We start from the raw sequence: 22,709 nt of genomic DNA on the forward strand, positions 1-22,709 counted from the left end.
TCCGGCTCAGCGCGGCGGGGGACGGCAGGTGGCCGCGGTGTCGTGAGGAGTGGGGGCCCGGAGGGTCTCCGCGAGGAACGACGGTCCGGCTCAGCGCGGCGGGGGACGGCAGGTGGCCGCGGTGTCGGCCGGAGGCCGACCGTGTCGTCGCGTGATCGCTTCACGTCGCGCGCTCGGGGGTGCTGGGTGATCATGGATCGCGGGATGCCGCGTCATGGGGACCCGGCGCCAAGGGGACGAGCAGCCGGGCGGGCCGTGCGGGTCCGCCGCCGGTTGCTGACGGAGGGGAGTCATGGCCGACTCGAGCACTGCGGACCTCGGCAAGGGCAAGCGGATCACCGGGGACGACCGGTCGTCGCTCGCCGACGACCTGCGCAAGCGATACGACGGCGGGGAGAGCATCCGGTCGCTGGCCACGTCGACCAACCGCTCCTACGGCTTCGTCCACCGCCTCCTCTCGGAGTCCGGCGCCACCCTCCGCAGTCGCGGTGGGGCGAACCGGAACAGCAAGAAGAGTTGAGCGAGCTCGCGAGCTCGACCGACGACGGAGCGCCTCCGGGTACGCGCTCGACGAGCGCCCGCGAGGAGGGCGCGTGACCGACGGGGACGCCGACGGCTGGGTGCGGACGGCGCGTGACGGACCCGTCCTCACCGTCACGCTGGACCGCCCCGACCAGCTGAACGCGCAGACCCCCGCGACCTGGGCCGCCCTGGCCGCCGTGGGGGAGTCGCTGGACGACGACGTCCGCGTGGTCGTGGTGCGCGGGGCCGGTCGAGCGTTCTCCGCGGGCCTGGACCGCACGTTGTTCAGCACCGACCCCGGGACCGCCGGCGGTCTGGGCGAGCTGGCGCGGCTGCCGGCCGAGGAGACCCAGGAGCGCATCCGCCGCTACCAGTCGGGATTCCGCTGGCTGCGGGCGCCGGGGATCGTCTCGGTGGCCGCGGTGCAGGGGCACGCCATCGGTGCCGGCGCCCAGCTGGCTCTCGCCTGCGACCTGCGGGTCCTCACCGAGGACGCCGCGCTGCGGTTGCCGGAGGCCACGCTCGGGCTGGTCCCCGACCTCACCGGCACCAGCACCCTGGTGGAGCTGGTCGGCTACTCGCGGGCGCTGGAGGTCTGCCTGACCGGCCGTCCGGTGCGGGCGGAGGAGGCCCGCGCGATCGGGCTGGCCAACGCCGTCGTCCCGGCCGAGGAACTGGACACCGCCGTCGCGGCGCTGGTCGCGGCGGTCACCGCGTCACCGGCCGGTGCCAGCCGGGAGACCGCCGCGCTGGTCCGGTCCGCCGTGCGGAACGACCCGGCGACGCAGGACGCCGCCGAGCGGGCGGCGCAGACCCGGCGGCTGCGGGACCTGGCCGCGGGGCGCTGATCCGTCGGAGGGCGCTGGGACACTCGTCTCCGGAACAGGCCGTCCGACGGGGGTGTTGGCCGGTCGGGAAGGAGGTGGCGTGGACATGAGCGGTCCCATGACCTCCATGGCGGCGATGCGGTCCTTCCGCCGCGACCCGTCGGTGACCACCCGTGAGCTGCCCCCCGGCACGGTGCGCCGCATCCTGGGCGTGGCCCGGCCCTACCGGCGGGACCTCACGTTCTTCGTGCTGCTGGTGGTCGGCTCCTCGGTGATCGGGGTGCTGACCCCGCTGCTGGCCGGGCGGATCATCAACCGGATCGCCGGGCTGGAGGGCACCGCGGCCGACATCGTCCGCATCGCCCTGCTCATCGCCGGGCTGGCGGTCCTCGACGCCGGGATCTCGCTGGCCACGCGCTGGTTCTCCGCCCGCATCGGCGAGGGGGTCATCTACGACCTGCGCAGCCGGGTCTTCGAGCACGTGCAGCGGATGCCGGTCGCGTTCTTCACCCGGACGCAGACCGGCGCGCTGGTCAGCCGGCTCAACAACGACGTCATCGGCGCCCAGCAGGCGTTCACCTCGACGCTGTCGGGGGTGCTGTCCAACGCGATCGGGCTGGTGCTCACCGCCGGGGTGATGTTCAGCCTCTCGTGGCAGATCACCGCGCTGTCGCTGGTGCTCGTCCCGGTGTTCGTCCTCCCGGCCCGGCGGATCGGGCGGCGGCTGCAGGAGATCACCCGGGAGTCCTACGGCCTCAACGCGTCGATGAACGCGATCATGACCGAGCGGTTCAACGTCGCGGGCGCGCTGCTGGTCAAGCTGTTCGGCCGGCCCGACGCCGAGGCCGAGGGGTTCCGCGGCCGGGCGGCGCGGGTCCGCGACATCGGGGTCCTGTCGGCGATGTACGGGCGCACCTTCTTCACCGCGCTGACCCTCGTCGCGGCCCTGGCCACCGCGCTGGTCTACGGGCTCGGCGGCTCGCTGGCCTTCACCGGCTCGCTCAGCCCCGGGGACGTCGTCGCGCTGGCCCTGCTGCTGTCCCGGCTGTACGGGCCGCTGACCGCGCTGTCCAACGTCCGGGTCGACGTCATGAGCGCGATGGTGAGCTTCGACCGGGTCTTCGAGGTGCTCGACCTGCAGCCGATGATCCGCGAGGAGCCCGACGCCGCCCCCGTGCCGGCCGGCGACCGCTCGATCGAGTTCGAGCACGTGTCGTTCAGCTACCCATCGGCCGCGGAGGTCTCGCTGCCGTCACTGGAGGAGGTGTCACTCCCCGAGCACGGCGGGCCGACGGCCGTCCTGCACGACGTCTCCTTCCGGGTGGAGCCGGGGCAGCTGGTGGCCCTGGTCGGCCACTCCGGGGCGGGGAAGTCGACGATCGCCAACCTGGTGCCGCGGCTGTACGACGCGACCAGCGGAACGGTGCGGGTCGGCGGCGTCGACGTCCGGTCGGTGACCCTGGCCTCGCTGCGCGACGCGATCGGCGTGGTCAGCCAGGACGCGCACCTGTTCCACGACACGATCCGCGCCAACCTCCTCTACGCCCGGCCCGACGCGACCGAGCAGGAGCTCGAGGCCGCCCTGGCCGGGGCGCGCATCGCGGCGCTGGTCCGGTCGCTGCCCGACGGCCTGGACACCGTGGTGGGTGACCGCGGCTACCGGCTCTCCGGCGGCGAGAAGCAGCGGCTGGCGATCGCCCGCGTGCTGCTCAAGGCGCCCGGCATCGTGATCCTCGACGAGGCGACCGCGCACCTCGACAGCGAGTCGGAGGTGGCGGTGCAGCACGCGCTGGACACCGCGCTTTCCGGACGGACGTCCCTGGTGATCGCCCACCGGCTGTCCACCATCCGCAGCGCCGACCAGATCCTCGTCGTGGACGACGGTCGCATCGTGGAGTCGGGCACACACGAGGAGTTGCTGGCGCTCGGCGGCCGGTACGCCGACCTGTACCGGACCCAGTTCGCCGTCGGCGAGGGGCGGACGGTCGGCGCGGCGTGACCACTACCGTCACTCCTGTCCCAGCAACGCAGGAGGAGCCAGCGTGACGTCCGCGCACCCGAACGACGCCCAGATCCGTGCGCTCTACGCCCAGTTCCTCGACGGCTGGAACCGGCGCAGCGGCGCCGCGGTGGCGGCCGCCTTCGCCGACGACGGCGACATCATCGGGTACGACGGCACCCACCACCACGGCCGTCTGGCCATCGCCGCCGACTTCCGGCAGATCTTCGGCCACCACCCGACCGCGGCCTACACCGCCGTGATCCGCTCCGTGCGGCCGATGGCCCCGGGCGTCGCGGTGCTGCTGGCGCACGCCGGGATGATCCCGCCGGGGGACAACGACGTCGACCCGCGCTACCACACGGTCCACACGGTGGTCGCCGTCGACGAGGGCGGGGGCCGCTGGCGGATCTCCCTGCTGCAGGCCACGCCGGCCGCCTGGTACCAGCACCCCGAGGCCCGCGAGGCGCTGACGCAGGAGCTGCGCGGGCTGCTGGCCCCGCAGTGACCCGCCCGGCGGCCCGGCCGGTGCTGGTCCCCGCCGGCGAGCTGCTCCGCCGGCGCGACCGGGCGGTCCTGCTCGACGTCCGCTGGGCGCTGGGGTACGACGCCGCGCGGTCCCGGGCGGAGTACCTGACCGGTCACCTGCCCGGCGCGGTGCTCGTCGACCTGGACACCGAGCTGGCCGACCCGTCGTCGTCCGCGGTCGGCCGCCACCCCCTGCCGTCGTTGCAGCGGCTGCAAGCAGCTGCGCGCCGGTGGGGGGTCCGGGCCGGTGACCCGGTCGTGGCCTACGACGACAGCGGCGGTCTCGCGGCCGCGCGGGCGTGGTGGCTGCTGCGCTGGGGTGGGCTGGCCGACGTGCGGCTGCTCGACGGCGGCCTCGCGGCGTGGCGCCGCGCCGGCGGCCCGCTGGAGACCGGCGACGTCGTCCCCGAGCCCGGCGACGTGACCCTGACCCCGGGCGGGATGCCGGTGCTGACGATCGACGAGGCGGCGGCCCTGCCGCGTGCCGGCGGCCTGCTCCTGGACGCCCGCGCCGGCGAGCGCTACCGCGGCGAGACCGAGCCGGTCGACCCGGTTGCCGGCCACGTACCCGGGGCGGTGAGCGCACCCACCGCCGAGAACCTGGCCGAGGACGGCACGTTCCTTCCAGCGGCTGTACTGGAGGAGCGGTTCGGCCGGCTGGGCGCCACGCCGGGCCGGCCGGTCGGCGCCTACTGCGGCTCGGGCGTCACCGCGGCGCACGAGGTCGCGGCGCTGGCCGTGGCCGGCGTCGACGCGGCGCTGTGGCCCGGCTCGTGGTCGCAGTGGTCGGCCGACCCGGCGCGGCCGGCGGCCACCGGGCCCGAGCCGGGTTGAGCGGAGCCGGGGGCACGGAGCCGGGCTGAGCTCGGCCGGCGGCCACCGGGCCCGAGCCAGCCGGACTGAGCGCAGCCGGCGGCACCGGGCCCCGAGCCAGGTGGGCGGGCCGCCGTCGTCACGACACCGGCAGGTCCTGGGGTGGCGCCGAGAACGGGTCGTTCTCGGGCGTGTCCGCCCCGACCCGGAACTGGTGCATCATGTCGTGGTCCTCGTGGCTGGTGTTGTGGCAGTGGATCATGTACCGGCCGGTGCGGCGGACCGGCTGCCCGGCCGGATCGGTGCCGAGGACCCCGCCGAAGCGGGCGAGGATCCGGACGACGTCGTTCTCGCCCTGGTAGACGACGTCCTTGGGTCCGCGCTCGTGGGGCTCCGGCGGCTTGCCGTTGCGGCTGAGGATCTTGAAGTCCACGAGGTGGACGTGGATCGGGTGGAACCAGCCCCCGGCGTTGTTCTGCAGCTCCCAGACCTCGACGTCCCCCGGCTGTGGATCGGCGATGACGTCCTGGAACTCGGACGCCTCGACGTCGGCCCAGGTCTTCTGGTCGATCGTCCAGTGGCCGTTGTGCCGCCGGAAGCGCAGCGCGCGGGTGCGGACCGCGTCCGCCTCGGTCAGGTCCATCAGCGGCTTCTCGGCCGGGGCGGCCAGGGGCATCGGTGGCATGGTGATCGGGGTGTCCGGGACGGTGACCCGGTCGGTCACCTGGAAGGCCATCACCTTGTCGGTGTGGTCGTAGTCGATCGCGTTCGTGATCCCGAGGTTGCGCAGCTCGACCCGCTGGCCGGGGCGGAAGGCGCTGAAGTCGACGACGACCTCGTACCGCTCGGCCATGGTGGCGGTCAGCGTGGTCACGCTCACGGGAGCCGGCATGATGCCCCCGTCGGTGGCCACCACCGTGAACGGCGCCTCGGGGGAGAGCCGCAGCCGGTAACCGCGGCCGAGCGAGGCGATCAGGATGCGGAACCGGTACCGGCGTCGCTCCACCGGCATGACCGGCCACGGGACACCGTTGACCAGGATGACGTCGCCGTTGATCCCGGACTGGCTGTTGTCGTCGAAGAGGAGCTGGCCCTTCTCGGTGAAGGCCACGTCGTTGATGACCAGCGGCACGTCGTACTGGCCGGTCGGGAGCTGCCCGTCGACGGGGTTGCGCACGACGTACATGCCGGCCAGGCCCATGTAGACGTTCTCCGTCGTCCGCATGACCGCGTGGTCGTGGTACCAGATCGTGCGCTCCTCCTCGATGTTGTCGTAGAGGTAGTCCTTGAACTGGCCCGGCATGGTGAGGTCGTTGGCGTAGCCGTCGTACTGGGGCCGGGACGGCGACCCGTGCAGGTGCGTGGACGTCGCGGGCACGTAGCCCAGCGTGGGGTGCTTCTCCGGCAGCCGGTTGGCCTGGCGGACGACGATCGGGACGCCGCGGGTCGCGCGGATGGTGGGCCCGGGGAACTGGCCGTTGTAGCCCCACATCGTGGTCGTGAAGCCGGGAAGGATCCGGGCCTGGAACGGGCGCTGCTCGATCTCGTAGAGCGGGCGTTGCACGCCGTCGACCGTGACCACCCGCGACGGCAGCAGGTCGGCCGGCTGCCGGAAGGGCAACGTGTAGGGCCGGGGCAGGTTCCGCAGCTCCGAGGCGCGTTTGGCGCTCAGCGCGCCCGCGGAGAACGGCAGGGCGAGCGCGGCGGCACCGAAGGCCCCGATCTTCAGCGCGTCGCGGCGGGTGAGGGTGTTCTCGTGCATGGCGGTGCTCCAGCTGTCGGTGCCCCCGGACGGCGATGTTCCCCCCGCGAGCACGAGCCTCGCGGGCATCCCGATCAGGTCCGAGCCGTCGCTGGGGGGTACTAGGACCCCCGCCTCTAGGGGGGCCCCGGCTCAGTGGAGGATCTTGAGCCCGACCACGCAGCCGACGATCCCGGCCACCAGGAGGAGCTTGACCGCCGAGGCCGGCTCCTCGCCGGTGAGCATCGCGACCCCGACGGTCAGGGCGGCACCGATGCCGACCCAGACGGCGTAGGAGGTGCCCACCGGCAGCTCCCGCATGGCGACGGCCAGCCCCGCCATGCTCAGCACCAGGGCGACGGCGAAGACGATCGAGGGGACCAGTCGGGTGAACCCCTCGGAACGGCCGAGGGCGGTGGCCCAGACGGCCTCCAGCACACCGGACAGCACGAGCACGAGCCAGGACACGATGACCCTCCGGGAGCCGTCTTGTCGCTGTCCGGGTACGGCACCGCTCGTCCGGGGGCCCGGGAGGAGGGCCCACCCCAGGCTCTCACGTCGGGGCCGCGTCGTCCTCCAGCGCGCGGGCGATCCCGGTCACCACGACCTCGTGGTCCAGGGCGGCGTCCTCCCGTCGGTGCAGGCCCAGCTCGACGACCCGCCCGTCGTCCGGGTCGTCCGGGCGGTCGTCGCCCGCCGCGCCGAGCAGCGGCGCCAGCCCGTCGAGCGTCGGCTGCCACAGGCCCGGCCAGTTGCTGCCGGGCGGCACGGCGAAGGCCAGCTGCAGCGTGACCGGGCCGGGCAGGAGCGGCGGCTCCCCGCCGAGCTGCTCCCGGACCTGTCCGGTGTACTGCGGCGAGCCCGCCGACGTGGTGGTCCGGACGGTGAACCGGCGGTCGCCCTCCGGCGCGGGCACCGGGCGGGTGTCGTCCACGCGGAGCAGCGAGTCCGCCCCGCGCCCCTTGGTCGCCCAGACGCTGGCCAGCCGCTCCGCGCCGTGCGACGCCAGCCACTCGGCCAGCGGGGCCAGGTACTGGACGAGCCGGTACTGGTCGAGCAGCCGGACGTCGTCGGGCAGGCCGACGTCGAGTCGCAGTGCCGCGGGGCCGGGCGGCGGCGTCCCCAGGACCGATCGGGCGTGGGTGACGAACGCGCGCACGTGCACCTGGTCGGGGTGTCCGGTCGCCATCCAGCCGGCCAGGCGCGGGTCGATGCCCAGCCGGTGCGGCTCGCTCTCCGGCCGGGCGTAGAAGGCGACGCCGGCGTCCATGACGGCAGCCTCGCCCGCTGCGGCCCGGCCGACAACCGGAGGCCCCTGCGCGGGCCCTCCTCCGAGGGCGGGCAGGAGGGTCCCCCTCAGGCCGGCACGGCCTCGCGGGGGACGGCGCTCCCGGCCGAGCCGGAGCGACGGCGGGCGGCCGCGACCGTGCACAGGGCGAGGCCGGCGACGACCCACCCGGTCAGCACCAGCAGCGGCAGACTCGCACCGGCGCCGTCGAACCAGGACACCGACCGCAACAGGGACCCCGTGGCGCCCGGCGGCAGCAGCTGCCCGAGGGTCCCCCAGCCGGCCGGCAGCATCTCCGGCGCGGTGGTCAGCCCGGACAGCGGGTTGCCCAGCAGCACGACGGTGGCCGCGCCGACGGCGAAGCCGGCCGTCCCGGCGAGGGCCTCCAGGCCCAGCAGGACCAGGGCGGTCGCCGCGATGCCGAGGGCCACTGCGGCGGTCACCGACCACCAGCCGCCGGACAGCGACCCCAGCCAGGTGCCCAGCACGGTCGCGGCCACCATGCCGCCGCCGACGGCCATGGCCAGCGCGGCGGCGACGCGCAGCCGCAGGCGGGGCAACAGGCGCGAGGTCAGCGCGGCGATCACGATGCCGCCGATCGCCAGGGGCAGCGCGCCGGCCGCCAGTCCCGCGCCGCGCGGGTCGGCCCCCGGCAGGGGGACGACGTCCTGCACCGGCACCGGGGTCCCCGTGGCCGCGCTGAGGCCGGCAGCCACCTGCTGCAGCGCCTGGGCGACCACCGGCCCGGCGGCGGAGGCGACGAGCACCCGCGGCGGGGCCCCGGGGGTGGCCACGACGGCTCCGTAGACCTCCCGGTCGCGGATCGCCGCCTCTGCCGCCGCCTCGTCGGGCACCTCGCGCACGCTGAGCGCGCCGGGGCCGGCGGCGGTCAGCCCGGCGGTGAGCGAGGCGGTCGCCGCGGGCGGCCCGGCGACGGCCACGGGCAGGTCCCGCGGCGCCGACCGCACGGCCGGCCACGCGAAGGCGGTCAGCAGCACGGCCATCAGGACGGCGAAGAGGGCGAGCAGGGCCGGCACGAGCCGGGTGCCGGGGAGTCCGGGGGAGGGGGCCATGGCGGATCCTCCGATGAAGGAGAACGAACGATCGTTCTCTGTCCTGGCAGCATGCTCCGCTGCCGCCGAGCCCGTCAAGAACGAACGTCCGTTCTACGATCCTGACGTGCCACGCGTCTCCGAGGAGCACCTGACCGCCCGTCGCGACCAGATCGTCGACGCGGCGATCGTCCGGTTCGCGGCGAACGGCTTCCAGGCCACCGGCATGGCCGACGTCATCGCCGAGTCGGGGCTCTCGGCCGGCGCGGTGTACCGCTACTTCGCCAGCAAGGACGAGCTGGTCCGGGCCATCGTCGACCGGGTCCTGGCCGAGGCCGTCACGCGGTTCGGCCGGTGGCGCGCCGAGCAGCCCGACCCCGACCCGGCCGAGGCGGTCGCGACCGCGGTGGAGGTGGTGGCCTCGGTCGCGGAGCGGGGTCCGGTCGACGTCACGCGGGTCGCCGTCCAGGCGTGGGCGGAGGCGCTGCGCAACCCCGCCGTCCACGACGTGGCGCGCGAGGCCTACACGACGATCCGCGCACACCTGCACGACGTCGCCGTCGCGGCGCAGGAGGCGGGACGGCTGCCGCGGGACGCCGACCCCCGGCAGCTGGCCGCGGCGCTGCTCTCCCTGGTGCTCGGCTTCCTGCTGCAGCGACTGCTGCTCGGCGACGTGCCGGCCGCGGCGTACGGGGACGCTGTTCGTGCGCTCCTCGGCAGTCAGGCGGGGACGGCGGCGTCGTAGCGGTCCAGGAGCACGGCGGCGATCCGGTCGTCGGGCAGCAGCGGATCGGTGACCGCGTCCGCGCCGGCCGAGGCCAGCCTGTCGTGGAAGTGTCCCGGCGCCAGGAGGTAGGCCGCGAGCACGACCCGCCGGGCGCCGGCCCGCCGTGCGGCGGCGACCGCCTCGGGCACCGGCGGCGGGGCCGCCGACCCGAACCCGGTGGTGACCGGACCGCCCCAGCGCTCCTGGAGGAGGGCGGCGGTGTGCTCCACGTCGGCGCGGGACCGCGGGTCGCTGGAGCCGGCGGCGGCCAGCACGACGGCCGTGCGGGGGTCCTGCGGGTCGGCGCCCGCGGCCGCCAGCCGGTCGGCGAGGACGGCGACCAGCCGGGGATCGGGCCCCAGCGGGCGCGCGGCGCGTGCGGTGTCGGAGGCCTGCACCGCGCGGGCGATGTCGACGTGCACGTGGTAGCCGCCCGACAGCAGCAGGGGGACGACGACGGCCGCGCGGCCCTGCCCGCCCAGCCCGCGCACGACGTCGGCCACGGTGGGCGGCTGGACGTCGACGAAGGCCGCTGTGGTCTCCAGGCCCGGCCGCGACCGGCGGGCGGCCAGGGCCAGCTCGGCGATCAGCCGGCGGCCGGTGGGGTTGCGCGTCCCGTGCGCGCAGGCGACCAGGACCGGCGCGCTGGCGGGGACCTCGGCGCTCACGAGTCGGCCGTCAGAGCGCCCGCAGGACGCCGCCGTCGACGGGGACCATCGTGCCGGTCACGAACGAGGCGGCGGGGGAGAGGAGGAAGGCCGCCACCCGGCCGAACTCGTCGGGCCGGCCGACGCGGCGCAGCGGGATGCCGGCCTCGGTGCGCGCCCGCATCGCGGCCGCGTCGCCGGAGGCCTCCTCGATCTCGGTGATCCGGTCGGTGGCGATGGTGCCCGGCATCAGCCCGACCACCCGGATGCCGCGGGGGCCCAGCTCGTCGGCGAGCGCCTTCGCCGTCATCGCCAGGCCGGGCCGCAGCCCGTTGGAGATGGCCAGGTGGCCGATCGGCTGGCGGACCGACGTGGACAGCACGAAACCGATGACCGCGCCCTCGCCCAGGTTCGGGACCAGGGCCCTGACCAGGCGCAGCGGGCCGAGCAGCACCTTCTCCACGCCGTCGCGCCAGTGCTCCTCGGCGGTCTCCAGGACGGTGCCCGGTGTCGGTCCGCCCACCGACAGCAGCGCTCCGTCGACGCCGCCGAGCCGCTCGACGGCCGCCCCGACCAGCTGCTCGGCGGCGGCGGGGTCGGCCAGGTCGGCGGCGAGCCCGTGCGCCGCCGGCGCCCCGCCCAGCGAGGCGACGGCGGCGTCCACGGAGTCGGGGGAGCGGGAGCTCAGCAGCACCCGCGCCCCGTCGTCGACCAGGGCCCGGGCCGCCGCGAGCCCCAGCCCCCGGCTCGCGCCGGTCAGCAGGTAGCGGCGGCCACCCAGGCCCAGGTCCATGCCGATCAGCCCGGGATCAGGCCGACGTGGCGCGCAGGGACCGCAGCACGTACTGCATGATCCCGCCGTTGCGGTAGTAGTTCGCCTCACCGGGGGTGTCGATCCGGACGGTGGCGTCGAACTCCACGTCGCCGGCCTCGACCTTGACCGTGCGCGGGGTCTCGCCGTCGTTGAGCGCGGTGATCCCGGTGATCGTGAACTCCTCGTCGCCGGTCAGACCGAGCGACTCCCGGTCCTGGCCCTCGGGGAACTGCAGCGGCAGCACGCCCATGCCGATGAGGTTGGAGCGGTGGATCCGCTCGTAGCTCTCGGCGATGACCGCCTTGACGCCCAGCAGCGCCGTCCCCTTGGCCGCCCAGTCCCGCGACGACCCAGAGCCGTACTCCTTGCCGGCCAGCACGACCAGCGGGATGCCCTGCTCCTGGTAGGCCTCCGACGCCTCGTAGATCGACGTCGTCTCGCCGGTGAGGTGGTTCTTGGTGACGCCGCCCTCGGTGCCCGGCACCAGCTGGTTGCGCAGCCGGATGTTGGCGAAGGTGCCGCGGATCATCACCTCGTGGTTCCCGCGCCGGGAGCCGTAGCTGTTGAAGTCGCGGCGCTCGACGCCGTGCTCCTGCAGGTACCGGCCGGCCGGGCTGTCGGCCTTGATCGACCCGGCGGGGGAGATGTGGTCGGTGGTCACCGAGTCGCCGAGCACCGCCAGCGTGCGGGCGCCGGTGATGTCCTGCACCGGGGCCGGCTCGGCCGGCATGCCCTCGAAGTACGGGGGCTTGCGGACGTAGGTGCTCTCCGGGTCCCAGGCGAAGGTGTCGCCGGTCGGGGTGGGCAGGTTCTGCCACTGCTCGGTGCCGGCGAAGACGTCCTCGTAGCTGCGGCCGAACATCTCCGCCGAGACCGTCTCGTCGATGACCCGCTGGACGTCCTGCGGGGACGGCCAGATGTCGCGCAGGAAGACGTCGTTGCCGTCGGGGTCCTTGCCCAGCGGGTCGTTGTTGAGGTCGACGTCCATCGACCCGGCGATCGCGTAGGCGATGACCAGCGGCGGGCTGGCCAGGTAGTTCATCTTGACGTCGGGGTTGATCCGGCCCTCGAAGTTGCGGTTGCCCGACAGCACCGAGACCACGGCGAGGTCGGCCTCGTTGACCGCCTGGCTGACCGGCTCGGGCAGCGGGCCGGAGTTGCCGATGCAGGTCGTGCAGCCGTAGCCGACCAGGTAGAAGCCGAGCTTCTCCAGGTACGGGGTGAGCTCCGCCTTCTCGTAGTAGTCCATGACCACCGCGGAGCCGGGGGCCAGGGTCGTCTTCACCCACGGCTTGCTGGACAGCCCGCGCTCGACGGCGTTCTTGGCCAGCATCGCGGCGCCGATCATCACCTGCGGGTTGGAGGTGTTGGTGCAGGAGGTGATCGCCGCGATCACCACGTGGCCGTGGTCGACGAAGGTCTCCGTGCCGTCCTCCATGACGACCTTGGTCGGCTTGGCCGGGCGGTCGGGCAGCTGCTCGCCGGGCAGGTAGGGGTGCGGCCGGCCGTCCTCGCCGTTGCCGTGGGCGAACGGGCTGACCGGGTCCGAGGCGGGGAAGGACTCGGCCGAGGCCTCGTCGGCCGCCGACACGACGCCGTAGGGCTGCTCGTTGGACGGGACGCCGGGCTTGCGGTCCTCGCCGCCGGTCTCGTCGTCGGAGACGTAGTCGGCCAGCGCGGCCCGGAAGGACGCCTTGGCGTCGGTGATCGCGACGCGGTCCTGCGGGCGCTTCGGGCCGGCGATCGAGGGGACGACGGTGGAGAGGTCCAGCTCGAGGTACTCGGAGAACGCCGGCTCGCGGGACGGGTCGTGCCAGAGGCCCTGCTCCTTGGCGTAGGCCTCGACGAGGGCGACCTGCTCGTCGCTGCGGCCGGTCAGGCGCAGGTAGCCGATCGTCTCCTCGTCGATGGGGAACATCGCCGCGGTGGAGCCGAACTCCGGGCTCATGTTGCCGATCGTGGCGCGGTTGGCCAGCGGGACGGCGGAGACGCCGGCGCCGTAGAACTCGACGAACTTCCCGACCACGCCGTGCTCGCGCAGCATCTCGGTGATCGTCAGGACCAGGTCGGTGGCGGTCGCGCCGTCGGGCAGCTCGCCGGTCAGCTTGAAGCCGACCACCCGCGGGATGAGCATGGAGACCGGCTGGCCGAGCATCGCGGCCTCGGCCTCGATGCCGCCGACGCCCCAGCCCAGCACGCCCAGGCCGTTGACCATCGTGGTGTGCGAGTCGGTGCCGACACAGGTGTCGGGGTAGGCCACGACGCGGTCGCCCTCCTGGCGCGGGAAGACCACGCGGGCCAGGTGCTCGATGTTGACCTGGTGGACGATGCCGGTGCCCGGGGGGACGACCTTGAAGTCGCTGAAGGCGCCCTGGCCCCAGCGCAGGAACTGGTAGCGCTCGCCGTTGCGCTCGTACTCGATCTCGACGTTGCGCTCGAACGACTCGGGGGTGCCGAAGACGTCGGCGATCACGGAGTGGTCGATGACCAGCTCGGCCGGGGCGAGCGGGTTGATCTTCTGCGGGTCGCCGCCGATCTCGGCCATGGCCTCGCGCATGGTGGCGAGGTCGACGATGCAGGGGACACCCGTGAAGTCCTGCATCACCACGCGGGCCGGGGTGAACTGGATCTCCTGGTCCGGCTGGGCGTTCGGGTCCCAGTTCGCCAGCGCACGGATGTGGTCGGCGGTGATGTCCGCGCCGTCCTCGGTGCGCAGCAGGTTCTCGAGGAGCACCTTCAGGCTGAAGGGCAGCTTCTCGGAGCCCTCCACCGCGTCGAGCCGGTAGATGTCGTAGTCGGTGCCGTCGACGCTCAGCGTCGACCGTGCCCCGAAGCTGTCCTTGCTGGCTGCCACTGCTCTGCGCCTACCCCTCGCTGGTCGATCGCGCTGATTGCCACCCCCGATCATCCCAGCCGCCTCCGCAGCCGCGCAGGTGAGGCGACCCTTGCCTACCCCGTGAGGTCGCGCACCGGCCGCGCCGGCTCCCTACCGTGGACGCCGTGACGACCGGTGCCGTGCCCGACCCGCTGCCCGCCTGGCTGTCCGACGCCGGGCGGGTCACCGTCCTGACCGGCGCCGGGATCTCCACCGACAGCGGCATCCCCGACTACCGGGGGCCGAACGGCGTGTGGACGAGGGACCCGGACGCCGAGAAGCTGGTCACGCTGACCTACTACGTCGCCGACCCCGACATCCGCCGCCGGGCCTGGCTCATGCGCCGCGACCTGCAGGCGCGCGACGTCCGCCCCAACGCCGGGCACGCCGCGCTGGTCGACCTGGAGCGGCAGGGCCGGCTGCGGGCGCTGCTCACCCAGAACATCGACGGGCTGCACCAGGCGGCCGGCTCCTCGGCGGACCTGGTGCTGGAACTGCACGGCACGGTGCACGAGGTCGAGTGCCTGGCCTGCCGGGACCGGACGACGATGGCCGAGGCGCTGGCCCGCATCGACGCCGGTGAGCCCGACCCCGCCTGCCGGCGCTGCGGCGGCATCCTCAAGTCGGCCACGATCAGCTTCGGCCAGGCCCTGGACGCCGCGGTCATCGAGGCCGCCGCGGAGGCCGCGACCGACTGCGACGTCTTCCTCGCCGTCGGCACGTCGCTCACCGTGCACCCGGCCGCCGGGCTGACCGACCTCGCCGCGGGTGCGGGCGCGCGGGTCGTCGTCGTCAACGCCGAGCCCACCCCCTACGACGGCCTCGCCGACCTCGTCGTCCGCGAGCCGATCGGCACGGCCCTGCCGCGGCTGGTCGCCCGCTGACGACGCCGCCGACCGCGTCCGCACGGGCACGGCTGCGGGACCCTGCCTGACCGCGGAGGTCCGGCGCTAGCGTGACGGGCACCACGTCGAGCGGCTGCCGGGCACCTGCGGGCACGGCGGCCCGACCACCGGGAGCCGGACATGCGCGTGCCTCTGACCACTCGAGACTTCCTCGACCGCGCCGAGCTGGTGTACGGCGACCGGATCGGCATCGTCGACGAGCCCGACCAGCCGGCGCCGTCCATGGGTGAGGTGACCTACCGCGAGGTCGCCCGCCGCGCCCGCGCCATGCAGGCCGCGCTGGACGAGCTGGGCATCGGCGAGGGTGAGCGGGTCGCCGTCGTCAGCCACAACTCCGGCCGGCTGCTGGAGATGCTGCTCGGCGTCCCGTCGTCGGGCCGGGTCCTCGTGCCGATCAACTTCCGGCTGGCCCAGGAGGAGGTCGCCTACATCGTCGGCCACAGCGGTGCCCGCGCGCTGTTCGTCGACCCGGAGCTGGAGGCGTCGCTCAAGGGGATCGAGGTCGAGCACCGCTTCGGTACGGGGGAGGAGTACGAGCAGCTGCTGCGCTTCGACGTCGAGCCGCGGCCGTGGTCCGAGCCCGACGAGGACGCCACCGCCACGATCAACTACACCAGCGGCACCACCGCGCGGCCCAAGGGCGTGCAGATGACCCACCGCAACGAGTGGGTCAACGCGGTGACCTTCGGGATGCACATGCAGGTCAGCGACCGCGACGTCTACCTGCACACGCTGCCGCTGTTCCACTGCAACGGGTGGGGGATGCCCTACGCGCTGGCCGGTCTGGGCGCCCGCCAGGTGGCGCTGCGCAAGGTGGACGGCGCGGAGATCCTGCGGCGGGTGGAGCAGCACGGCGTGACGCTCATGTGCGGGGCGCCGGCGGTGTGGAACGCGGTGCTCGACGCCGCGTCCCGCTGGGACGGCGAGGTCCCCGGGCGCGACCGGGTGCGGATCGTGGTCGCCGGTGCGCCACCGCCGTCGCGGACCATCGCGCGCATCGAGTCCGAGCTGGGCTGGCAGTTCAACCAGATCTACGGCCTCACCGAGACCGCCCCGCTGGTCACCGTCAACCGGCCGCGCGCGGAGTTCGACGACCTCTCGCCCGAGGAGCGCGCCAAGAAGCTGTCGCGGGCCGGGGTCCCGGCGCTGGGCACCCGGATGCGGACCAGCGAGTCCGGCGAGGTGCTCGTGCAGAGCAACACGGTGCTGGCCGGCTACTGGCAGAACCCCGACGCCTCGGCCGAGGCGCTCGAGGGCGGCTGGTTCCACACCGGCGACGGCGGCTCGATCGACGAGGGCGGGTACCTCACCATCTCCGACCGCAAGAAGGACGTGATCATCACCGGTGGCGAGAACGTCTCCTCGATCGAGGTGGAGGACGTGGTGTTCAGCCACCCAGCGGTCGCGGAGGTCGCCGTCATCGGGGTCCCCGACGACAAGTGGGGGGAGCTGGTGACCGCGATCGTCGTCCGTGCCGAGGGGCAGGACGTCGGCGCCGAGGAGATCATCGCCCACTGCCGCGGCAAGATCGCCGGGTACAAGATCCCGAAGCGGGTCGAGTTCCGCGACGCGCTGGCCCGCACCGCCACCGGGAAGATCCAGAAGTTCAAGCTGCGCGAGGCCTTCTGGTCCACCTCGGAGCGCCAGGTGAACTGAGAGAGGGCCCCCTCGCCCCCCGCCACTCGCGAGCTCGTGGCGGGACCCTGCACGGGGGGCTGCCGTCACCCCCGCAGGCCCTGGGGGCCCTCACCCGACGGGGTGAGGGCCCCCTCAACCGTCCTGCCGATCCCGTCGATCCCCGCTCCAGGAAGCGCCCTCCGGGGCGCCGTCGGTGTCGGGTCGCGCCGGCGAGGACCCCTCCGGGACGACGCCCGCGCGCCGGGGAGAGGTCGGGACAGTGGACAGCGGGACACGCAGGACGGGTTCCCACACCGGGGTGTCCCGGTGGCTCCTCCGGGGGATCGGGACGGCGGTCGCCGCCCTCGTGGCCGTGGGTGCGACCCCGGGCGCGGCGCTGGCCGCACCCGGGGACGCCGAGGTCGCCGACGCGCAGGCCGCCCGGGACGCCGCGGCCGCCCAGGTCGGGCAGGTCAGCGCCCAGCTCGCCGAGGCCGAGGCCAGGGCGGCCGCCGCGCACCAGGCCGCGCAGATCGCGCTGCAGGAGTACGAGGAGCGCCTCGCGGCCCAGCAGGAGGCGCAGGCCGCGGCCGACGAGGCCGCCGCGGCCGCCGAGCGGGCCCGGGCCGCGCTGACCCGCGGCCGCGAGCAGGTCGCCGAGTTCGCCCGGTCGACCTACATGCAGGGCAGCACGGCGCCCGGCGCCGCTGCGCTGATGAGCGCCGAGGGCCCGACCCAGCTGCTGGAGCGGGCGGCGCTGCTCGACGCCGCCGGTGAGCACCGGGTCGACGTCGTCGACCAGCTGACCGTCCTCGAGCGGCAGGCCACCGACGCCGACCAGGCCGCTGCGCAGGCGGCCGAGGAGGCCGACGCCCTGGAGGACCAGGCCGCGGAGTCGCTGGCCTCGGCCCAGGCCCAGGAGGTCTCCGCGCGCGCCCAGACGGCGGCGCTGGCCGAGCAGCGGGAGGCGTGGGAGGCCGAGCTCGCCGCGGCCCAGGCGGAGCTCTATGGCGCCCAGGGCGCCCAGGAGGCGGCGGCGGCCGCCGAGGCGGCGCAGGAGGCTGCCCGCACCAGCCCGCCGGCTCCCGTGCCGTCCTCCTCGGGCGGGTCCTCCGGCGGCTCGTCCTCCGGCGGCTCGTCCTCCGGCGGCTCGTCGTCAGGGGGGACGCCGGCGCCGGTCCCCACGCTGGCCGACGCGCCGTCGGGCTCGGCGGTCGAGACGGCGATCGCCGCCGCGAGGTCCCAGCGCGGCCTGCCCTACAGCTGGGGTGGCGGCAACAGCCACGGCCCGACCCACGGCATCCCGCCGGACACGTCCGTCTACGGCTTCGACTGCTCGGGGCTGACCGAGTACGCCTACGCGCAGGCCGGGATCGCCATCGGCGGCACCAGCCGCGAGCAGTACTGGCGCCTCCGGGACCGCACCGTGGCCGCCTCCGACCTGCAGCCCGGGGACCTGGTGTTCTGGGGCTCGGGGTCGGCCTACACCTCGATCTACCACGTGGCGCTCTACATCGGCGGCGGCCAGGTCATCCAGGCGCCGCAGAGCGGGGACGTGGTGCGGATCTCCTCGATGTGGTTCGGGAGCGACTACTTCGGCGCCGTCCGCCCCACGGGCTGAGACGCGACCTCGGGACGCCGAGGCGGGGCCGGAGATGGGGCGTCGGGCAGCCACGGGGGGAGCTGCCCGACGCACCGCCGAGGCTAGCAGTCAGCCGCCTGCGCGGGCAGGGGTGTGCACACGCCTTGCCGACGGTCGGCGTGCCGGGCCCGGGACGACTCCTCCGCGCCCGCCAGCGGGGACGGCTGCCGTCCAGGAACGTGTAGGACACTGGCCGGGGACGGGCACGCAGCCCCGTCGCCGGCCTCCTCGAGGCCGTGGACCCGCACGACCAGGGAGTCACGTGAGCGAGCTCGCGAGCGAACCGACGAGCGCAGCAGCCTTGCGAACGCAGCCGACGAGCGCCGGCGAGGAGGCCGCGTGAGCAGCGCCGCCAGCACCCCCCTCCAGCAGGCCGCCGGCCAGCCGGTGCCGCCGTCGGCCGACGCGGCGCAGCTGGAGCGCGTGCTGTTCGAGATCAAGCGGGTGATCGTCGGGCAGGACCGCCTCGTCGAGCGGATGCTCGTGTCGCTGCTCGCCCGTGGCCACGTCCTGCTCGAGGGCGTGCCCGGGGTCGCCAAGACCCTGGCCGTGGAGACGCTGGCGACCGTCGTCGGCGGCTCGTTCGCCCGGCTGCAGTTCACCCCCGACCTGGTCCCGGCCGACATCATCGGGACGCGCATCTACAAGGCCGGACAGGATGCCTTCGACACCGAGCTCGGCCCGGTGTTCGCCAACTTCGTGCTCACCGACGAGATCAACCGTGCGCCGGCCAAGGTGCAGTCCGCGCTGCTGGAGGTCATGGCCGAGCGGCAGGTCTCCATCGGCGGGGTCACCCACCCGCTGCCCGACCCGTTCCTGGTGCTGGCCACGCAGAACCCGATCGAGTCCGAGGGCGTGTACCCGCTGCCCGAGGCGCAGCGCGACCGCTTCCTCATGAAGGTGCTCGTCGACTACCCGAGCCCCGAGGAGGAGCGGGAGATCATCTACCGGATGGGCTCCACCCCGCCGGTGGCCGAGACGGTGCTCGGCCCCGGTGACCTGGTCCGCATGCAGCGCACCGCCTCGCAGGTGTTCGTGCACCACGCGCTGGTCGACTACGTCGTCCGGCTGGTGGTGGCCACCCGCGCGCCGCGCGAGCACGGCATGGAGGACGTCGCCTCCTGGGTCTCCTACGGTGCGAGCCCGCGCGCCTCGCTGGGCCTGATCGCCGCCAGCCGCGCGCTCGCGCTGGTGCGCGGCCGGGACTACGTGCTGCCGCAGGACGTCCTCGACGTCACCGCCGACGTGCTCCGCCACCGGCTGGTGCTCTCCTACGACGCGCTGGCCGACGGCGTGCCCGCCGACCACGTGGTCAAGCGGATCCTCCAGACCGTCCCGCTGCCGCAGGTGACCCCGCGGCAGCGCTCCGGCGGCTTCGGCCCGGCCGCTCCGGGCGGGCCGGCGGTGCCGTCCTTCGGTCCGCCGCAGGCCCTCCCGCCGCAGGGTGCCCCCCAGTTCGGGCCGCCGGCCCCGCAGTTCGGCCCCGGACCCCAGGGCCCGGCACCGCAGGGACCCTTCCCGGGCACGCCGGCCGCCGAGGGTCAGCCGGGCGGGGTCCCGCAGGGGCACCCGGGCCCGGCCGGCAACGGCTACGGCCCCGGGTCCGCACCGGCGTGATCCTCCGTCGTCGCTCGGGGGGCTCCGGCACCGCGACGCCGGAGCCCCCTCGCCCCGCGCCCACCCCCGGCTCGGGGATCGACCCCGGGCGCGGCGACGGGGCCCCACCGCACTTCGCCGAGGGCCCGGCCGACGTGCTGCTGCAGCGGCTCGAGCTGACCGTCCGTCGCCGGCTCGACGGCCTGCTCCAGGGCGACCACCTCGGGCTGGTCCCCGGCTCGGGCAGCGAGGCCGGGGACTCCCGCACCTACCACCCCGGGGACGACGTCCGGCGGATGGACTGGCCGGTCACCGCGCGCACGCAGGTCCCGCACGTCCGCGAGACGATCGCCGACCGCGAGCTGGAGACCTGGGCCGTCGTCGACCTCTCGGCCAGCCTGGACTTCGGCACCGCGCAGTGCGAGAAGCGCGACCTCGCGATCGCCGGCCTGGCCGCGGTCAGCCACCTCACCGTCCGTGGCGGCAACCGGCTGGGCGCGGTCGTCACCACCGGCGAGCGGGTCGACCGCTACCCGGCCGCGGCCGGGCGGCTGGCCGCCGACCGGCTGCTGCGGGCGGTGGTGGCCACGCCGCGGGCCGCCGGGGGACGGCGGGGCGACCTCGCGGCCGCGCTGGAGTCGCTGCGCCGTCCGCCGCGCCGGCGCGGTCTGGTCGTCGTGGTCTCGGACTTCCTCGGCGACAGCGACTGGGAGCGGCCGCTGCGCGGGCTGGCGGGGCGGCACGAGCTGCTCGCCATCGAGGTCGTCGACCCGCGCGAGCTGGAGCTGCCCGACGTCGGGCTGCTCACCGTCGTGGACCCCGAGAGCGGTCAGACCCTCGAGGTCCCGACCGGTGACGCGGAGTTCCGCGCCCGGTACGCCGCCGGGGCCGCTGCCCAGCGGCAGGCCATCGCTGCGGCGCTGCGCCGGGCAGGGGCGGGCCACCTGCAGCTGCGCACGGACCGTGACTGGCTCATGGACGTCGTCCGTTTCGTCGCCGAACGACGACGGGCCGGCTCCGGAGGGGCGTCGCGATGACGTCCCGGAGCCCGCGCACCCGTCGCGAACGCCGGCATGCCGGCAGCGGAGGAGCCTCCCGATGACCTTCCAGGCCCCGCTGTGGCTGCTCGGCCTGCTCGCCGTCGTGGCGCTGGTCGCGCTGTACGTGGTCCTGCAGCTGCGCCGCAGGGCCTACGCCGCGCGGTTCACCAACGTCGCCCTGCTGGGCAGCCTGGTGCCCAAGCGGCCGGGCTGGCGCCGGCACCTGGCCTTCGGGCTGGTGGCCCTCGCCCTGGCCGCGCTCGTCGTCTCCCTGGCCGTGCCCAGCACCGAGGTGCGGGTCCCTCGGGAACGGGCGACGGTGATCATGGCCGTCGACGTCTCGCTGTCGATGCAGGCCACCGACATCGAGCCCAGCCGGTTCGAGGCCATGCAGAAGGCGGCCAAGGAGTTCGTCGACGTCCTGCCCTCGCGGATCAACCTGGGGCTGGTGTCCTTCGCCGGCACCGCGACCACCCTGGTCACCCCGACGACCGACCGCGGCCAGGTCCGCAGTTCCATCGACAACCTGGAGCTGGCCGAGTCGACGGCGATCGGCGAGGCGGTGTTCACCTCGCTGACCGCGATCCAGAACTACCAGGCCTCGCTGGAGGCCACCGAGGACGAGCTCCCGCCGGCCCGCATCGTGCTGCTCTCCGACGGCTACAACACGGTCGGCCGCGACGACACCCAGGCCATCGACGCCGCCGTCGACGCCGGGATCCCGGTCTCCACCATCGCCTTCGGCACCGACTACGGCACCTTGGACCTCGACGGCGAGCGGGTGCCGGTGCCCGTCGACCGGGAGACCCTCGAGCACATCGCCGACCAGACCGGCGGCAGCTACAGCGAGGCGGCCAGCGCCGCGGAGCTCGAGCAGGTCTACGAGGACCTGGGCAGCCAGATCGGTTACACGACCGAGCCCCGCGACGTGAGCTACTGGTTCGTCCGCGGCGGGGTGGTGCTGGCCCTGCTCGGCGTCCTCCTCAGCCTGGTCTGGACCAACCGCCTGCTGTGAGGCGGAGGGGATCGGTGCGGGTCACGCGCACCGATCGCCTCCGCTCAGCGGGACGGGTCGAGGGAGAGCTTGCCGGTGGTGCGGCGGGCGAGCAGGTCCTGGTGCGCCTCCCGGACGGCGGTCAGCGGGTAGCGGCCCCCGGCGATCGGCTGGAGCGCGCCCTCGGCCACGAGCGGCAGCAGCTCGGTCATCGCGTCGTCCATCATGTGCGGCCGGGTCATGCACTGGGCCAGCCAGAAGCCGATGACCGCCCGGCTCTTCTGCATCAGCGCGCCGGGGTGCACCGCGGACGCCGGTGTCCGGGCGGCCATGCCGTAGGTGACCAGCCGGCCGAAGGGCGCCAGTGCCGACAGCGACCCGTCGAAGACGTGCCCGCCGGTCATCTCCAGCACCACGTCGACCGGCTTCCCGCCGTTGGCCTCGCGCAGCGCGGCGGCGAAGGCCTTGGGGTCGTCGTCGGCCAGGGCGGGGTCGACCGAGGCGTCGGCGCCGAGCTCCTCGGTCAGCGCCCGCTTCTCCGAGCTGGAGGCGGTGGCGATCACCCGGCCGGCGCCCCAGCGCCGGGCGAGCTGGACGGCCAGCGACCCGACCCCGCCGGCGCCGGCGACGACGACGACGGTCTCGCCGGGGGCCAGGTGGGCGCTGGTGCGCAGCAGGTGCCAGGCGGTGGCGCCCTGGAGGACGACGGCCAGCGCCGCGTCGTCGGAGACGCCGTCGGGCACCTCCCACGTCAGCCGCGGGTGCGCGGCCACCTTCTCGGCGTAGCCGCCGCCGTCGAGCAGCCCGACGACCCGCGGCCCGCCGCCGGCCGGCGTCCCGACGAACTCCGCGCCCGGGACCAGCGGCAGTTGCTGGGGAGCGAGGTAGCTGTCCTCGATCTGGTGGGTGTCAGCGAAGTTCACGCCGGCGGAGCTGACCTCGTAGAGCTGCTGACCCTCGCCGGGGGTGGGGTCGGGCAGGTCGACGATGTCGAGGACTTCCGGGCCGCCGAAGCGGGTGATCTGCACGGCACGCATGCGACT

The 22,709-nt window shown here is 74.7% G+C and carries 20 protein-coding genes and 1 riboswitch; of the genes, 12 read left to right on the forward strand and 8 right to left on the reverse strand.

Annotated features, from left to right (window positions below):
• Positions 1–292 precede the first annotated feature (292 nt).
• The 5 genes from ACI79C_RS23615 (at position 293) to ACI79C_RS23635 (ending at position 4,710) form a co-directional block, all read left to right on the forward strand.
• Positions 293–520, forward strand: a complete 228-nt coding sequence (locus ACI79C_RS23615; RefSeq protein WP_456948136.1) for a helix-turn-helix domain-containing protein — start codon at positions 293–295, stop codon at positions 518–520.
• A gap of 73 nt (positions 521–593) precedes the next feature.
• Positions 594–1,370 (forward strand): enoyl-CoA hydratase/isomerase family protein, encoded by a 777-nt coding sequence (locus tag ACI79C_RS23620; RefSeq protein WP_456948137.1) that lies wholly within the window; start codon positions 594–596, stop codon positions 1,368–1,370.
• Between the two features lie 85 nt (positions 1,371–1,455).
• A complete protein-coding gene (locus ACI79C_RS23625; RefSeq protein ID WP_456948138.1) occupies positions 1,456–3,348 on the forward strand; it encodes an ABC transporter ATP-binding protein in 1,893 nt (630 codons plus the stop codon).
• A 43-nt stretch (positions 3,349–3,391) separates the two neighbouring features.
• Positions 3,392–3,856, forward strand: a complete 465-nt coding sequence (locus ACI79C_RS23630) for an SgcJ/EcaC family oxidoreductase (RefSeq protein ID WP_456948139.1) — start codon at positions 3,392–3,394, stop codon at positions 3,854–3,856.
• Positions 3,853–4,710 carry a sulfurtransferase gene (locus ACI79C_RS23635; protein ID WP_456948140.1) on the forward strand — a complete coding sequence of 286 codons (858 nt, stop codon included), beginning with the start codon at positions 3,853–3,855 and terminating at the stop codon, positions 4,708–4,710. Before ACI79C_RS23630 ends, ACI79C_RS23635 begins: the two co-directional genes overlap by 4 nt.
• Positions 4,711–4,828: 118 nt before the next feature.
• Here the strand turns inward: ACI79C_RS23635 and ACI79C_RS23640 are convergent, their stop codons facing one another.
• The 4 genes from ACI79C_RS23640 to ACI79C_RS23655 form a co-directional block, all read right to left on the reverse strand.
• Complete coding sequence (locus ACI79C_RS23640) at positions 4,829–6,451, reverse strand: multicopper oxidase family protein (protein WP_456948141.1); 1,623 nt, start codon at positions 6,449–6,451, stop codon at positions 4,829–4,831.
• Positions 6,452–6,583: 132 nt separating this feature from the next.
• Positions 6,584–6,898, reverse strand: a complete 315-nt coding sequence (locus ACI79C_RS23645; RefSeq protein ID WP_456948142.1) for a DMT family transporter — start codon at positions 6,896–6,898, stop codon at positions 6,584–6,586.
• A gap of 10 nt (positions 6,899–6,908) precedes the next feature.
• A riboswitch (guanidine-III (ykkC-III) riboswitch) is annotated at positions 6,909–6,975 on the reverse strand.
• Between the two features lie 8 nt (positions 6,976–6,983).
• Complete coding sequence (locus tag ACI79C_RS23650) at positions 6,984–7,700, reverse strand: hypothetical protein (protein WP_456948143.1); 717 nt, start codon at positions 7,698–7,700, stop codon at positions 6,984–6,986.
• A gap of 86 nt (positions 7,701–7,786) precedes the next feature.
• Positions 7,787–8,791, reverse strand: coding sequence for a hypothetical protein (locus tag ACI79C_RS23655; protein ID WP_456948144.1), 1,005 nt, complete (start codon positions 8,789–8,791; stop codon positions 7,787–7,789).
• 106 nt (positions 8,792–8,897) lie between these two features.
• Between ACI79C_RS23655 and ACI79C_RS23660 the strand changes: the two genes are divergently transcribed.
• Complete coding sequence (locus ACI79C_RS23660) at positions 8,898–9,515, forward strand: TetR/AcrR family transcriptional regulator (RefSeq protein WP_456948145.1); 618 nt, start codon at positions 8,898–8,900, stop codon at positions 9,513–9,515.
• On the opposite strand, the gene ACI79C_RS23665 is transcribed toward ACI79C_RS23660, so the two are convergent.
• Genes ACI79C_RS23665 through ACI79C_RS23675 form a run of 3 tightly spaced genes read right to left on the reverse strand, consistent with a single transcriptional unit; the run spans position 9,491 to position 13,851 of the window.
• Positions 9,491–10,204: a sirohydrochlorin chelatase gene (locus ACI79C_RS23665; protein ID WP_456948146.1), complete on the reverse strand. Its 714-nt coding sequence runs from the start codon at positions 10,202–10,204 to the stop codon at positions 9,491–9,493. The genes ACI79C_RS23660 and ACI79C_RS23665 overlap by 25 nt on opposite strands.
• A 10-nt stretch (positions 10,205–10,214) precedes the next feature.
• Entirely contained in the window at positions 10,215–10,976 is a 762-nt protein-coding gene (locus ACI79C_RS23670; RefSeq protein ID WP_456948147.1) for an SDR family oxidoreductase, read from the reverse strand.
• A gap of 16 nt (positions 10,977–10,992) precedes the next feature.
• Complete coding sequence (locus ACI79C_RS23675; RefSeq protein ID WP_456948148.1) at positions 10,993–13,851, reverse strand: aconitate hydratase; 2,859 nt, start codon at positions 13,849–13,851, stop codon at positions 10,993–10,995.
• Between the two features lie 146 nt (positions 13,852–13,997).
• Here ACI79C_RS23675 and ACI79C_RS23680 point away from each other — a divergent pair, with 146 nt between their 5' ends.
• From ACI79C_RS23680 to ACI79C_RS23705, 6 genes are all read left to right on the forward strand, one after another.
• Positions 13,998–14,756 (forward strand): SIR2 family NAD-dependent protein deacylase, encoded by a 759-nt coding sequence (locus tag ACI79C_RS23680; protein ID WP_456948149.1) that lies wholly within the window; start codon positions 13,998–14,000, stop codon positions 14,754–14,756.
• A gap of 141 nt (positions 14,757–14,897) precedes the next feature.
• A complete protein-coding gene (locus ACI79C_RS23685) occupies positions 14,898–16,433 on the forward strand; it encodes an AMP-binding protein (protein WP_456948150.1) in 1,536 nt (511 codons plus the stop codon).
• 334 nt (positions 16,434–16,767) lie between these two features.
• A complete protein-coding gene (locus tag ACI79C_RS23690) occupies positions 16,768–18,015 on the forward strand; it encodes a C40 family peptidase (RefSeq protein WP_456948151.1) in 1,248 nt (415 codons plus the stop codon).
• 360 nt (positions 18,016–18,375) lie between these two features.
• The gene (locus tag ACI79C_RS23695; protein WP_456948152.1) at positions 18,376–19,653 is read left to right on the forward strand and encodes an AAA family ATPase; all 1,278 of its coding nucleotides are present in this window, start codon (positions 18,376–18,378) and stop codon (positions 19,651–19,653) included.
• Positions 19,650–20,669: a DUF58 domain-containing protein gene (locus ACI79C_RS23700; RefSeq protein WP_456948153.1), complete on the forward strand. Its 1,020-nt coding sequence runs from the start codon at positions 19,650–19,652 to the stop codon at positions 20,667–20,669. The genes ACI79C_RS23695 and ACI79C_RS23700 overlap by 4 nt, the downstream gene beginning before the upstream one ends.
• Before the next feature lie 61 nt (positions 20,670–20,730).
• Positions 20,731–21,687 (forward strand): VWA domain-containing protein, encoded by a 957-nt coding sequence (locus ACI79C_RS23705; RefSeq protein ID WP_456948154.1) that lies wholly within the window; start codon positions 20,731–20,733, stop codon positions 21,685–21,687.
• A 44-nt stretch (positions 21,688–21,731) separates the two neighbouring features.
• Here ACI79C_RS23705 and ACI79C_RS23710 read toward each other — a convergent pair whose 3' ends face one another.
• Entirely contained in the window at positions 21,732–22,703 is a 972-nt protein-coding gene (locus ACI79C_RS23710; RefSeq protein WP_456948155.1) for a quinone oxidoreductase family protein, read from the reverse strand.
• Between the last annotated feature and the right edge of the window lie 6 nt (positions 22,704–22,709).

The sequence above is a fragment of the Geodermatophilus sp. SYSU D00697 genome (assembly GCF_054050175.1).

Excerpts from the sequence above, each read along its gene's own strand:
- ACI79C_RS23685 (WP_456948150.1), top strand. The coding sequence starts at position 14,898 with ATGCGCGTGCCTCTGACCACTCGAGACTTCCTCGACCGCGCCGAGCTG.
- ACI79C_RS23670 (WP_456948147.1), bottom strand. The coding sequence starts at position 10,976 with ATGGACCTGGGCCTGGGTGGCCGCCGCTACCTGCTGACCGGCGCGAGC.
- ACI79C_RS23615 (WP_456948136.1), top strand. The coding sequence starts at position 293 with ATGGCCGACTCGAGCACTGCGGACCTCGGCAAGGGCAAGCGGATCACC.
- ACI79C_RS23640 (WP_456948141.1), bottom strand. The coding sequence starts at position 6,451 with ATGCACGAGAACACCCTCACCCGCCGCGACGCGCTGAAGATCGGGGCC.
- ACI79C_RS23655 (WP_456948144.1), bottom strand. The coding sequence starts at position 8,791 with ATGGCCCCCTCCCCCGGACTCCCCGGCACCCGGCTCGTGCCGGCCCTG.
- ACI79C_RS23710 (WP_456948155.1), bottom strand. The coding sequence starts at position 22,703 with ATGCGTGCCGTGCAGATCACCCGCTTCGGCGGCCCGGAAGTCCTCGAC.
- ACI79C_RS23625 (WP_456948138.1), top strand. The coding sequence starts at position 1,456 with ATGAGCGGTCCCATGACCTCCATGGCGGCGATGCGGTCCTTCCGCCGC.
- ACI79C_RS23705 (WP_456948154.1), top strand. The coding sequence starts at position 20,731 with ATGACCTTCCAGGCCCCGCTGTGGCTGCTCGGCCTGCTCGCCGTCGTG.
- ACI79C_RS23650 (WP_456948143.1), bottom strand. The coding sequence starts at position 7,700 with ATGGACGCCGGCGTCGCCTTCTACGCCCGGCCGGAGAGCGAGCCGCAC.